The sequence below is a fragment of the Qipengyuania sp. genome (genome assembly GCF_048550555.1).
Lineage (GTDB): Bacteria > Pseudomonadota > Alphaproteobacteria > Sphingomonadales > Sphingomonadaceae > Qipengyuania.
In genome coordinates this window covers 1-13,457 of record NZ_JBLYYF010000016.1, presented here as the reverse complement: position 1 = coordinate 13,457, position 13,457 = coordinate 1, and the positions used below count along the sequence as shown (strand labels likewise).

General features: G+C 65.0%; 10 protein-coding genes and 1 pseudogene. 9 read left to right on the top strand and 2 right to left on the bottom strand.

Features of this window, described 5'->3' with window-relative positions:
- The 5 genes from ACN4E0_RS03640 to ACN4E0_RS03620 all read left to right on the top strand — a co-directional run.
- Positions 1 to 374 (top strand): hypothetical protein (locus tag ACN4E0_RS03640; RefSeq protein ID WP_419565664.1); only part of this gene is annotated, 374 nt, incomplete at its 5' end.
- A gap of 57 nt (positions 375 to 431) precedes the next feature.
- Positions 432 to 4,760 (top strand): DNA-directed RNA polymerase subunit beta', encoded by a 4,329-nt coding sequence (gene rpoC, locus ACN4E0_RS03635; RefSeq protein ID WP_419565662.1) that lies wholly within the window; start codon positions 432 to 434, stop codon positions 4,758 to 4,760.
- A 205-nt stretch (positions 4,761 to 4,965) separates the two neighbouring features.
- Positions 4,966 to 7,341: a putative bifunctional diguanylate cyclase/phosphodiesterase gene (locus tag ACN4E0_RS03630; RefSeq protein WP_419565660.1), complete on the top strand. Its 2,376-nt coding sequence runs from the start codon at positions 4,966 to 4,968 to the stop codon at positions 7,339 to 7,341.
- Between the two features lie 40 nt (positions 7,342 to 7,381).
- Complete coding sequence (gene gltX / locus ACN4E0_RS03625; protein WP_419565658.1) at positions 7,382 to 8,731, top strand: glutamate--tRNA ligase; 1,350 nt, start codon at positions 7,382 to 7,384, stop codon at positions 8,729 to 8,731.
- Positions 8,732 to 8,742: 11 nt separating this feature from the next.
- Positions 8,743 to 10,035, top strand: a complete 1,293-nt coding sequence (locus tag ACN4E0_RS03620) for an NADH:flavin oxidoreductase/NADH oxidase family protein (RefSeq protein ID WP_419565656.1) — start codon at positions 8,743 to 8,745, stop codon at positions 10,033 to 10,035.
- On the opposite strand, the gene pyk is transcribed toward ACN4E0_RS03620, so the two are convergent.
- On the bottom strand, positions 10,032 to 11,498 hold the full coding sequence (pyk, locus tag ACN4E0_RS03615) for a pyruvate kinase (RefSeq protein ID WP_370297905.1): 1,467 nt from the start codon (positions 11,496 to 11,498) through the stop codon (positions 10,032 to 10,034). The two genes, ACN4E0_RS03620 and pyk, sit on opposite strands and share 4 nt — an antisense overlap.
- Before the next feature lie 49 nt (positions 11,499 to 11,547).
- Here pyk and ACN4E0_RS03610 point away from each other — a divergent pair, with 49 nt between their 5' ends.
- The 3 genes from ACN4E0_RS03610 (at position 11,548) to ACN4E0_RS03600 (ending at position 12,555) form a co-directional block, all read left to right on the top strand.
- Entirely contained in the window at positions 11,548 to 11,862 is a 315-nt protein-coding gene (locus ACN4E0_RS03610) for a DUF1244 domain-containing protein (protein WP_419565665.1), read from the top strand.
- An 82-nt stretch (positions 11,863 to 11,944) separates the two neighbouring features.
- Positions 11,945 to 12,181 (top strand): DUF2312 domain-containing protein, encoded by a 237-nt coding sequence (locus tag ACN4E0_RS03605; RefSeq protein ID WP_221601743.1) that lies wholly within the window; start codon positions 11,945 to 11,947, stop codon positions 12,179 to 12,181.
- Positions 12,182 to 12,207: 26 nt separating this feature from the next.
- On the top strand, positions 12,208 to 12,555 hold the full coding sequence (locus ACN4E0_RS03600; protein WP_370190639.1) for a YbjQ family protein: 348 nt from the start codon (positions 12,208 to 12,210) through the stop codon (positions 12,553 to 12,555).
- Here ACN4E0_RS03600 and ACN4E0_RS03595 read toward each other — a convergent pair whose 3' ends face one another.
- Positions 12,556 to 13,323, bottom strand: a complete 768-nt coding sequence (locus ACN4E0_RS03595) for a type II CAAX prenyl endopeptidase Rce1 family protein (protein WP_419565654.1) — start codon at positions 13,321 to 13,323, stop codon at positions 12,556 to 12,558.
- A gap of 53 nt (positions 13,324 to 13,376) precedes the next feature.
- Between ACN4E0_RS03595 and ACN4E0_RS03590 the strand changes: the two are divergent.
- Positions 13,377 to 13,457: pseudogene (locus tag ACN4E0_RS03590) on the top strand (YebC/PmpR family DNA-binding transcriptional regulator); the annotation flags it as partial.

Sequence of the window (13,457 nt, the reverse complement as noted above, 5' to 3'; positions counted from 1 at the left end):
TCAAGCTGCACCACCTCGTCGACGACAAGATCCACGCCCGTTCGATCGGCCCCTACAGCCTCGTCACCCAGCAGCCGCTGGGCGGTAAGGCGCAGTTTGGCGGCCAGCGCTTCGGGGAAATGGAGGTCTGGGCGCTCCAGGCCTACGGCGCCGCCTACACGCTGCAGGAAATCCTCACCGTGAAGTCGGACGACGTGATCGGTCGTACCAAGGTCTACGAAGCGATCGTCAAGGGCGACGACACCTTCGAGGCGGGCATTCCCGAGAGCTTCAACGTGCTCGTCAAGGAAATGCGCAGCCTGGGCCTCAATGTCGAACTCAAGTCGCTGAGCGACGACGAGGACGACGATGGTCTCGCGATCGCGGCGGAATAGGGGAGCGGCGACGCTCCCCCCACCGCCCCAGGAATTCACCCGCTAAGGGATTAAGTCATGAACGAACTGACCAAATTCACCAACCAGCTCGCGAAGCCCGAGACTTTCGACGAGATCCAGATCGGCATCGCCAGCCCCGAGCGCATCCGCTCGTGGTCCTTCGGCGAGATCAAGAAGCCCGAAACGATCAACTACCGTACGTTCAAGCCCGAGCGTGACGGCCTCTTCTGCGCGCGCATCTTCGGTCCGGTGAAGGACTACGAATGCCTGTGCGGCAAGTACAAGCGCATGAAGTACAAGGGCGTCGTCTGCGAGAAGTGCGGGGTCGAAGTGACCGTGACCAAGGTCCGTCGCGAGCGCATGGGCCACATCGAACTGGCTGCGCCGGTCGCGCATATCTGGTTCCTCAAGTCGCTGCCCTCGCGCATCGGCCTGCTGCTCGACATGCAGCTCAAGCAGCTCGAGCGCGTGCTCTACTTCGAGAGCTACATCGTCACCGAGCCCGGCCTGACCCCGCTCGAGAAGTTCCAGCTCCTCACCGAGGACGAACTGCTCGAAGCGCAGGACGAGTATGGCGAAGACGCCTTCAGCGCCGCGATCGGTGCCGAAGCGGTCAAGACCATGCTGATGGATCTCGACCTCGAGCAGGAAAAGGAAGACCTGCTGGAAGAGCTCGCGACCACCAAGTCGAAGCTCAAGCCCGCCAAGATCATCAAGCGCCTCAAGGTCGTCGAAAGCTTCATCGAATCGGGCAACCGCCCCGAATGGATGATCCTCGAAGTCGTGCCGGTCATTCCGCCCGAACTGCGCCCGCTTGTGCCGCTCGACGGCGGTCGCTTCGCGACCTCGGACCTCAACGATCTCTACCGTCGCGTCATCAACCGCAACAACCGCCTCAAGCGGCTGATGGAGCTGCGCGCGCCGGACATCATCGTCCGCAACGAAAAGCGCATGCTGCAGGAAGCCGTCGACGCACTGTTCGACAATGGCCGTCGCGGTCGTGTGATCACCGGCGCCAACAAGCGTCCGCTGAAGTCGCTGTCCGACATGCTCAAGGGCAAGCAGGGCCGCTTCCGCCAGAACCTGCTCGGCAAGCGCGTCGACTATTCGGGCCGTTCGGTCATCGTGACCGGTCCGGAACTCAAGCTGCACCAGTGCGGCCTGCCCAAGAAAATGGCGCTCGAGCTGTTCAAGCCGTTCATCTATGCCCGCCTCGATGCCAAGGGTCTCTCGATGACCCTCAAGCAGGCGAAGAAGTGGGTCGAGAAGGAACGCAAGGAAGTCTGGGACATCCTCGACGAAGTCATTCGCGAGCACCCGGTCCTTCTCAACCGCGCGCCGACGCTTCACCGTCTCGGCATCCAGGCCTTCGAGCCGGTGCTGATCGAGGGCAAGGCGATCCAGCTGCACCCGCTGGTCTGCGCCGCCTTCAATGCCGACTTCGACGGCGACCAGATGGCCGTCCACGTCCCGCTGAGCCTCGAGGCGCAGCTGGAAGCGCGCGTCCTGATGATGTCGACCAACAACATCCTCTCGCCCGCCAACGGCAAGCCGATCATCGTGCCTTCGCAGGACATGGTCCTGGGCCTCTACTACCTCTCGATGGAGCGGCAGGAGAAGACCCCCGAGTTCGTCGAGAACGAAAAGGGCGAGAAGGTCGAGAAGCTGCAGATGTTCAGCGACATGGCCGAAGTGCACCAGGCGCTCGAAACCAAGCAGGTTTCGCTCCACACCAAGATCCTCGCCCGCGTCCCGCAGGCGGACGAGGACGGCAACATCGTCATGCAGCGCTTCGAAACGACTGCCGGGCGCATGCTGATCGGCGAATGCCTGCCGAAGAACCACAAGGTTCCCTTCGACATCGTCAACCGCCTCCTGACCAAGAAGGACATCGCCGACGTCATCGACGAAGTCTATCGTCACACTGGCCAGAAGGACACGGTGCTGTTCGCCGACGCCATCATGGCGCTGGGCTTCCGCCACGCGTTCAAGGCCGGCATCTCCTTCGGCAAGGACGACATGATCATCCCCGAGGAGAAGGTCGAGCTGGTCGAGACGACCAAGAACATGGTCGCCGACTACGAGCAGCAGTATCAGGACGGCCTGATCACCCAGCAGGAAAAGTACAACAAGGTGATCGACGCCTGGAGCCGTTGCGGCGACCAGGTGGCCGACGCCATGATGGAAAAGATCAAGGCACGCCCGATCGGCAAGGACGGCGTCCAGGCGGAGATCAACTCGATCTACATGATGGCCCATTCGGGCGCTCGTGGTAGCCCGGCGCAGATGAAGCAGCTTGCCGGCATGCGCGGCCTGATGGCCAAGCCGTCGGGCGAGATCATCGAGAACCCGATCATCTCGAACTTCAAGGAAGGCCTCAACGTCCTTGAATACTTCAACTCGACCCACGGCGCCCGCAAGGGCCTCGCGGACACCGCGTTGAAGACCGCGAACTCGGGTTACCTCACGCGCCGGTTGGTCGACGTCTCGCAGGATTGCACGATCGTCGTGGAAGACTGCAAGACCGAGAACTCGCTCGACATGCGTGCGATCGTCCAGGGTGGTAGCGTCATCGCCTCGCTCGGCGAGCGTATCCTGGGCCGTACGGTTGCCGAGGATATCGTCAACGCCGCCACCGACGAGGTCATCGCGCCCGCCGGCACGCTGCTCGACGAGCCGATGATCAAGCTGATCGAAGAAGCCGAAGTGCAGGTCGCCAAGATCCGTTCGCCGCTGGTCTGCGAAGCGGAACAGGGCGTCTGCGCTACCTGCTACGGCCGCGACCTTGCGCGCGGTACGCCGGTCAACATCGGCGAGGCTGTCGGCGTGATCGCTGCACAGTCGATCGGTGAACCGGGCACGCAGCTGACCATGCGTACCTTCCACATCGGCGGTGCCGCACAGCTCAACGAGACCTCGCATCTCGAAGCCGTGTCGGACGGCAAGGTCGTCTATCGCGACATGCCGACCATCACCGACAAGAAGGGTCGTATCCTGTCGCTCGCCCGTAACGGCGAACTGGCGGTTATCGACGCCGAAGGCCGCGAGCGCGAAATCCACAAGGTGCCTTACGGTACCGTGCTGATGCACAAGGATGGCGGCAAGGTGAAGGAAGGCGAACGCCTGGCCGAATGGGATCCGTTCAGCCTGCCGATCATCACCGAAACCTCGGGCGTGGTGAAATACCAGGACCTGATCGACGGTACGACCATGGAAGAGCGCGTCGACGATGCCACCGGCATCGCGCAGCGCGTCGTCACCGAGGTCAAGACCTCGGGCCGCAAGAAGAACGAGGACCTGCGCGCACGCCTGACCCTGTTCAACGACGCGGGCGACGAAAGCGAGCATGCACGATACATGCTGGCGCCTGGCACCGTTCTTTCGGTCGAGGACAACCAGCAGGTCGAAGCGGGCGACATTCTCGCTCGTGCGTCGCGCGAAGCGGCCAAGACCCGCGACATCACCGGTGGTCTGCCGCGTGTGGCCGAGCTGTTCGAGGCGCGTCTGCCGAAGGACAATTCGGTCATCGCCAAGATTTCGGGCAAGATCGAATTCGTTCGCGAATACAAGGCGAAGCGCAAGATCGCGATCGTTCCCGAGGAAGGCGATGCAGTCGAATACCTGATCCCCAAGACCAAGGTGATCGACGTGCAGGAAGGCGACTTCGTGAAGAAGGGTGATACCCTGATTTCCGGCTCGCCCAATCCGCACGACATCCTCGAGGTGCTGGGCGTCGAGGCGCTGGCCGAATATCTCGTCAACGAGATCCAGGAAGTGTACCGACTGCAGGGCGTGAAGATCAACGACAAGCACATCGAGGTGATCGTTCGCCAGATGCTGCAGAAGGTCGAGATCACCGATGGTGGCGACACCGTGCTGCTGCCCGGCGAACAGGTCGACCTCGACGAGCTCAACGAGACCAACGCCAAGCTCGGCAAGGGCAAGGAACCCGCCAAGGGTACTCCGATCCTGCTCGGCATCACCAAGGCCTCGCTGCAGACGCGTTCGTTCATCTCGGCCGCTTCTTTCCAGGAAACCACCCGCGTGCTCACGCAGGCCGCGGTCGAAGGGAAGAAGGACACGCTGGTCGGCCTCAAGGAAAACGTGATCGTCGGTCGTCTCATCCCCGCCGGGACCGGCGCGGGCATGAACCGCATGCGCATCACCGCCTCGAGCCGCGACGCTGCCCTGCGAGCCCAGTGGAAGAAGGCGCAGGAGGCGATCATCGCCGCCAACACCGCCGAAGAAGAGCACGAGGCGGAACTCGCCCAAGGCCCCGAAGCGGCCATCGGCGACGATCCGCTGGCGACCATGGAAGGCGAAACCCACGGCACCGATGCCGATGCGGGCGACTATCTCAACGAAGATGCCAAGGACGGCGAATAAGTTCTTTGCCGCATAACCGCCAATATCGACCCCGTCGGCGCAAGTCGGCGGGGTCTTCTTTTGTCCGGCACGGTTTTCGCCCGGCCAGAACGCGACGTCGCGTTATTGCGCTCTTTGCTTGACTGCCACAGGCGGTGACTGCACGATATGATATCGGACGTCCGTCGGCAGGATGCAGTGGCGGCCCGCAGGGGAAATCGTGTCAATGGCAAAGCTCGACTCCGGGCTGCCCTTGGATTTGGGGAAAGGTTCGGCTGCCGAGGCGGTCGATCGTTTGCTGCTGGCGCGCCGTGTCGCGAATGTGAGTGCAGGGTCGCGGCTGGTGCTCGTCGCCGGCACCGGCTCGATGGCGGGGGTGGTCTACGCGTTTCGCGATCTCGCGCCGCTGGCTGTGCTGCTGTCCTGGATGGCGTTCCAGATCGCCCTGCTGGTGATTTCCACCGTGCTGGATTACCGGCTCGACCGGACCCACGCGGGGCATGCCGAACTGCAGCAATACTGGCGGCGTTCGATGGCGATGGAGGTCATCCGCTCCGCCAGCTGGTGTTTCATTACGGTCTATCTTGCGTTCTATGCCTCAGGCACCGCCGTTGCGGTGCTCGCCGCGATTACCGTCGCCAATCTGTGTACCGTACTGCTGGTGCACCGCACTGCCCCGGTCGCGGCCGCCGCCCGGCTCGGCCTGGTGGGCCTGGCCACGGTGGCCGCGATGTGGATCCATTCGGGTGTCGCCAGCTTTCCGGCGATCCTGTTGCTGGCGCTGTTCATCCTCGCGCTCGCCGGGTCGGTGCGCGAGCAGGACCGCCAACTGATCCGCTGGGCACAAGTGGAGGTCGATCGCGGGGAGGCTGCCGACACCGTCCGCCTGTTGCTCAACGATTACGAGGAGCATTCGTCCGACTGGCTATGGACGGTGGGCGCGAAAGGTAACTTGCGCGATGTCACGGATCGCTTCGCGACGGCGGCGGCGAAACCGGTCGACGAACTCGAAGCCTCCGACTTCCTCGATCTGTTTACGCCGGGTGAGGAGCGCGACCGCCTGGCTCGCCACATCATGGAACGCAGTCCTTTCCGAGGCCTCGTGCTCAGACTGAGGCACGGGATCGGGGGCAGTGATGCCGTGCGCTATTGGGAACTCTCGGCCCGCCCGCGCAGCGACGGGTGGATGAGCGGGGTCGCGCGCGATGTGACCGGTGACCGGCTGATCGAGGAGCGCGTCGCCTTCATGGCGCATTACGACAACCTCACCGGGCTCGCCAACCGTTACCTCTTCAACGAGCGGCTGCGGAATGCGCTGGAGGATGGCGAACGCGCGCGGGACGTGGTGCTGTTCTACCTCGATCTCGACGACTTCAAAGCCGTCAACGACACGAGGGGGCATCTCGTCGGGGATCGGCTGCTGCGCGAGATCGGCACTCGCCTCGAGCAGGAAGTGCGAGGCCAGGATCTCGTCGCCCGGCTCGGGGGAGACGAATTCGCGGTGCTTCTCGAAACGCGCGCCGGGGCCGGCATGCTGATCGAGCGCGCCCACCGCTTTCTCGCGGTGATCCGCGAACCTTTCGAGCTCGACGGTCAGATCTATCGAATCTCGGGCAGTATCGGCATCGCCCAGCGGTGCGAGGGTGAATGCGACGCGGAGGAGCTCATGCGCCGCGCCGACCTCGCGCTGTTCGCCGCGAAGGACAAGGGCCGCGACACGATCGCGCTCTACGACGAGGCCATGGACCGCGCGGCCCGCGAGCGGCGGGAGATCGAGTCCGACCTGCGCGAAGCCCTGTCGCGGGGCCAGCTCAGGCTGCACTACCAGCCGGTCATCGACCTCGATTCGGGAGAGGTCGCGGGATATGAGGCCCTGCTGCGCTGGTACCACCCCAGACGCGGGATTGTGACGCCCGCCGAATTTCTCGAAGTGGCAGAGGAAACCGGCATGATCGTGCCGATCGGCGAATGGGTGATCCGCCAGGCGCTCGCCGAGACCGGGCGCTGGGAGGGCGATTTCCGCATTGCGATCAACCTCTCGCCGACCCAGGTGCGCAGCCCGCATCTGGCCGACGTCGTCGCCCAGGCCGCCCATACCCACGGGATATCGCCCCGGCGGGTGGAATTCGAAATCACCGAGCATGTGCTGATGCAGAAGGGCACCATGTGCTCCAGCAATCTCGAAAAGCTGCGCGAGTTCGGGGCGAAGATCGCGCTCGACGATTTCGGGATCGGCTATTCCTCGCTCAGCTATCTGCGCCGCTTTCCCTTCGACCGGATCAAGATCGACCGCGACTTTGTCGAAGGGGTCGAGCGGTCGGCGGACAGCCAGGCCATCATCTCCAGCATCACCCGGCTGGCCGATGCGTTGGGAATGGCGACCACGGCGGAAGGGGTGGAAACACGGGCACAGCTCGATCTGCTGCGCAAGCTGGGCTGCCAGGAAGCGCAAGGCTATCTGATCTGCGAACCCGTGCCGGGCGAGAATTTCATCACCTTCTCTGCTGCGAAAGCCGCGATGAAGGACGATGCCAGCGGGATTCTCGACTACCGCAAGGCGCGCGAAGCCGTCATGAAGCGGCGGACCCAGCGGGCCAGCTGACCTCTCGCCAAGCGCCGCCCGCTCGGCTATCCGCGCCCGCATGACCACCGTCACCCGTTTCGCACCATCGCCCACCGGGCGGCTCCATGTCGGCAATATCCGCACCGCGCTGCACAACTGGATGCTGGCCAAGAAGACCGGCGGAAGCTTCCTGTTGCGGATCGACGACACCGATGCCGAGCGCAGCCGCGAGGAGTATGTCGATGCGATCCACGCCGACCTCGCCTGGCTCGGCTTGGAGCCCGAAGGCGAAACCCGCCAGTCGCGGCGGCTTGCGCTGTACGAACGTGCGTTCGAAGCCTTGCATGCGGCGGGGCGCGTCTATCCCTGCTACGAGACCCAGCAGGAACTCGAACTCAAGCGCAAGATCCGCCTCGGACGCGGCCTGCCTCCGATCTACGACCGTGGAGCGCTCGAACTGAGCGACGAAGAGCGTGCTACCAGAGAGGCCGAGGGGACCCTTCCGCACTGGCGTTTCAAGCTCGATCACGATGTTCTGATCGCGTGGGAGGACGGCATCCGCGGCCAGCAGAAATTCGATCCCGCGCAACTGTCCGATCCGGTCATCCGCCGCGCCGACGGCAGCTGGCTGTACATGCTGCCGAGCGCGGTCGACGATCTCGACATGGGCGTGACCGACGTGCTGCGGGGCGAAGACCACGTTAGCAATACCGCGGTGCAGATCCAGATGTTCGACGCGCTGATCGCGGCAGGCCATGCCTCCGGCCCCATGCCGCGTTTCGCGCATGAGGCGCTGCTGGTCGGGCGCGAGGGCAAGCTGTCGAAGCGGCTCGGATCGCTCGGTTGCGACGCCTTTCGCGAGCGCGACATCGAACCCGCTGCGATCGTCGCGCTGCTGGCGCGGCTCGGCACCTCGCTCCCGGTCGAGGCGATCGCCGACCGGGACCTGTTGCTCGAGAGCTTCGACCTCGCGACCTTCGGGCGCGCACCGGCGAAATTCGACGATGCCGAGCTCGACCGGCTCAATGCCGCGCTGGTCCACCAGTTGCCCTTCGCCCAAGTGGCGGATCGTCTGCCAGCGGGGATGGACGAGGCCGGCTGGCACGCCATCCGGCCCAATCTGACGCATGTGTCCGAGGCGGCGGACTGGTGGCGGCTGGTCACCGGGCCTGTCGATCAGCCTGCCTTCTCCGAAGAGGATCGCGCCTATCTCGCCGAGGCCGCGCGGCAACTCGCATGGGCAGACGATCCCTGGCATACGCTCACCACGGCGCTCAAGGAGAAGACCGGGCGCAAGGGCAAGGCTCTGTTCCTGCCACTTAGGCAGGCCTTGACGGGCATGGACCATGGGCCCGACATGGGCGAACTGCTGCCGCTGATCGGCGAAGCACGCGCGCGCGAACGGCTGGAGGCCGCAGCACAGGGCTAAGGGGACATGCGATGGGTGTGGGACTGGGGACTGAACTGAAGCTGCCTTGCGAGGCGGTGCTTCCCAACAGGATTTCCAAGGCCGCCATGACCGAGGGGCTGGCCACACCCGATGGCAGGCCCACGCCCGCGCTCGAACGCCTCTATGGCATCTGGTCCGATGGCGGCGCAGGCATGCTGCTGTCGGGCAATATCATCGTCGACAAGAACCATCTCGAACGGCCCGGCAATGTCGTGATCGAGGGCGAACCCGATGCCGACATGCAGGCGCGCCTCGCGAGCTGGGCGAAGGTGGCCACGCGCAACGGCAACCACTTCTGGGCGCAGATCAGCCATGGCGGCCGGCAGACCCAGAAGCTTGTCAATCCGCACCCCAAGTCGTCCTCCGACGTCCAGCTCGCGCTGCCGGGCGGTCAGTTCGCCAAGCCCACACCGCTGACGAGCGAGGAAATCGCCGACCTCGTCGCTCGCTGGGCACTTGCGGCGCGCGCCTGCAAGCATGCGGGCTTCACCGGCGTCCAGGTGCACGGCGCACATGGCTATCTCGTCTCGCAGTTCCTTTCGCCGCGGGTGAACCTGCGCACCGACGAATACGGCGGCTCGCTTGAGAACCGCGCCCGCTTCCTGCTCGAGATCGTTGCCGCGGTCCGGGCGGCGGTGGGGCCGGATTTCCCCGTTTCGGTGAAGCTCAACAGCGCCGATTTCCAGAAGGGCGGGTTCGATTTCGGGGACAGCCTGCAGGTGGTGAAATGGCTCGAAGCCACCTCGGTCGACCTGATCGAAATTTCGGGCGGCACCTACGAACAGCCCAAGCTGCTGGGTGTCGCAGGCCAGGAAGAGGAGGCGGTGCAGAACGTCGCGCCCTCGACCGCCGCGCGCGAGGCGTATTTCGTCGATTTCGCCAAGGCCATGCAGGCCGAGGTTGCAGTTCCGCTGATGGTCACCGGCGGCTTTCGCACGCGCCGCGCGATGGAAGAGGCGCTTGCGAGCGGTGCCGCCGACGTGATCGGGCTGGGGCGCCCGCTGTGCGTCGATACCGATGCGCCTGCGGAGTTGCTCAATGGCGCGGAGCGCCTCGCCCGCTACGAGGACAATCTCGACCTGCTGCCCAGCTGGCTCGGCTTCCTCAAGCGTTTCCAGCTCATGAAGGCGATCAACGGCTTTGCCGGCATCTACTGGTTCTACCAGCAGATCTGGCTGCTCGGACATGAAGGCCGGGTCGACCGCGACCTCTCCGTGTTCAAGGCCTTCCGCATCCTCGAGGCGCGCAACAAGCGGATCATGCAGGAACGCGCGGCGCTCTAGCCTTCGTGCTTCTCCAGCTCGTCGCCGCTGACGGTGACGACGTGGAGGAGGTTGGTCGAGCCGGGGGTGCCGAAGGGGACGCCGGCCAGCGCGATCAGCTTGCTGCCCGCTTGGCCGAAGCGATGGCGCAGCGCCATGCGTTTGCCCTTGGCGATCATCTCCTCGAAGCTGCCGATGTCCTTCGTCGCCACCGCATGCGCGCCCCACAGCAGGCCAAGGCGGCGGGCGGTCTTCATGCTCGGGGTCAACACCAGCATCGGCACGCTGGGCCGCTCGCGCGCAACCCGGCGCGCGGTCGAGCCCGATCCGGTGAAGACCGTGATCGCGCTGACCGGCACGGTGTCGGCGACGGTCATGCAGGCATGCGCCAGCGCATCGGCGGTGGTCGCATCGGGGGGCGTGTCGAGCAGGCGCACGCGCTCGAGATAGGCTTCGTCGCCTTCCACCTGGCGGGCGATCTTGTGCATGATCGTGACCGCTTCCTCGGGCCAGTCGCCCGCCGCGGTTTCGGCGCTCAGCATCACCGCGTCGGCCCCGTCATAGACCGCATTGGCGACGTCGGAGACTTCGGCGCGGGTCGGGGCAGGGCTCTCGATCATCGATTCGAGCATCTGCGTCGCCACGATAACCGGCTTGCCCTTGAGCCGCGCCGCGTTGACGATCCGCTTCTGCAGCGGCGGGACTTCCTGCGGTTCCAGTTCGACGCCGAGATCGCCGCGCGCGACCATGATCCCGTCGCTCATGTCGATGATCTCATCGAGGCGGCGGACCGCCATCGGCTTTTCGATCTTGGCGCAGAGCGCGCCGTAGCCGCCCATCAGCTTGCGCGCCTCGGCGAGGTCCTCGGGACGCTGGACGAAGCTGAGGCCAATCCAGTCGACCCCCTGCTGGACCGCGAAGGCGAGGTCGCGGCGGTCCTTGTCGGTCAGCGCCGGGATCGGCACTTCGGCATCGGGCACGTTGACGCCCTTGCGGTCGGAAATGACCCCGCCGACTTCGGCCGAGCAGAGGATTTCCTTGTCGTCGGCGCGGATCACGCGGAGGCGGATTTTACCGTCGTTGATCAGCAGCCGCTGACCCTTTTCGAGCAGGCCGAACAGTTCGGGGTGCGGCAGTTCGACGCGCGTTTCGTCGCCCGGCTCGGGATTGCGGTCGAGCGTGAAATGGCCCGAGTGGCGGATCACCGCCTGCCCGTCCTTGAACTTGCCCACGCGCAGCTTGGGCCCCTGCAGATCGGCGAGAATCGCGATCGGGCGGTGGAATTCCTTCTCCATCGCGCGGATCGCCCTGATCGTCGCCTCGTGATCGGCATGTTCGCCGTGGCTCATGTTGACCCGGAAGGCGTCGACCCCGGCCTTGAACAGGCGGGCGAGCATTTCGGGCGAGCGGCTGGCGGGGCCGACGGTCGCGAGGATCTTGACCTTGCGGCCGCGCGGATCGAGCTTGGGTGCTGTGATGGCCATGGGAATCGCCTATGGCAGCGACGTGCGACAAAGCAAGGACGATGCGATTGTGACTACGAATGCGGACGACCCGCTCGACCAACTCGACGATGCCGTAGCGGCGGCCGCCTTCCGTCGGCTGGTGCGCCACCTGCGCCACCGTCACGATGCGCAGAACATCGAGCTGATGGGCCTCGCCGGATTCTGTCGCAACTGCCTCGCCGACTGGATCCGCGACGCCGGTTTCGCGGGCGACAAGGCGGCCGCGCGCGAATTGATCCACGGCATGCCGCAGGACGAGTGGAAGGCGACGCGCCAGACCCCCGCCACCGAGGACCAGCTCGCGCGGATGGAGGCCAGTATCGCGAAAAATCGCGTGGAGTAGCGAGTCGCCGCCTTCACCCCGACCGCAGGGCTGGCTATCGAGCCGCCCGACCGATTCTCATTTTCACTGGAGCATACACCCCATGGCAGAAGCCACCGACGACCGCCTGCGCCTGCTGATCGAGCGCATCGAACGCCTCGAGGAAGAGAAGAAGGGCATCGCCGACGACATCCGCGACGTCTATGCCGAGGCCAAGGCGGTCGGTTACGACGTCAAGATCATGCGCCAGATCGTCCGCCTTCGTAAGATGACGCCCGACGACCGCCGCGAGATGGAAACCATCCTCGATACCTACAAGGCCGCGCTCGGCATCGCCTGAGCCGGTCCGCCCGAAGGAGACCCCCGATGCCCGCGCAATTGCCCGAACGCCGCGTGATCCTGGTGACTACCACCCCGAGCATCGAGGGCCACCCGATCGAGGCCTATCTCGGCCTCGTTTCGGGCGAGGTCATCCTCGGCGCCAATGTGTTCCGCGACATGTTCGCGGGCCTGCGCGATTTCTTCGGCGGCCGCGCGGCGAGCTACGAGCGGGTGCTCGAGGATGCGCGCCAGCGGGCGGTGCAGGAAATGCAGGCGGCGTGCGACAAGCGCGGCGGCAATGCCGTGGTCGGCGTCGACCTCGACTACGAGGTCGTCGGGGCCAAGGGTTCGATGCTGATGGTCTCGGTCACCGGGACCGCGGTCCGCATCTGATCAGGCGCTGCTGCCCGCCAGCAGCACCAGCCCGATGAAGGCACCGTTGTGGAGGGCGTGCAGCAGCACGCTTGCCCACAACCCGTAGTTGACGCGCAGGTAGCCGAGGATGGTGCCGGTGACGAATTGCGGCAGCACCAGCGGCAGCGCCATCATCATCTCTTCGGGTTTGAAGTTGAAGAGGTGAACGCTCGCAAAGCCGACCGCGCTGAGCCAGAACAGCAACGGGAACAGGCGCTGGAACCAGCCCATCGCGTCCCGGTGCCGAAGCAGGAACACCGAGAGCCCGGCGACGGCCATGCCAGCAGCGCCCCCCACGAGCATCGCGGGTCCGATCACGCCCATGCCTTCGGCGGGGCCGGTCGTGGCGGCAAATGACAGCATCATCGCCCCGAATGCGACCAGCGCACCCAACAGCACCGCCAGCACATGCCCGGGCCTGCCCGAGAGCCAGCCGCGAAAGGCGAATTCCTCGGCCAGCGGGGCAAAGAAGATCACGGCGAGCGCAATATCGGCGCCGATCTCCATGTCCGCCAGTGCGGTCTTGGGGACATCGATCCCCGACGACATGACCGCTCCCGCGATCGCGAGCAGCGCGGCCATGACCATCACATCGAGCAGGAACAGGCGCAGCACGGCCACCAGGCTCGCCGCCCGCGGCAATGGTGCGCGCGCGGGAAGGACCGGACGTTTCAGGAATGTGGCGAATTGCGACCATTCGCCGCGCGTCGAATTCGCGGGCGCAAGGCTTGTCGTTCCGGCGTCCATGCGGCTAAGGCGACCCCCTGATTCCACCCACCCGAATTACGCAAAGCGAAACCATGGCCGGCCATTCCAAATTCAAGAACATCATGCATCGCAAGGGCGCGCAGGACAAGAAGCGCAGCGCGATGTTTTCCAAG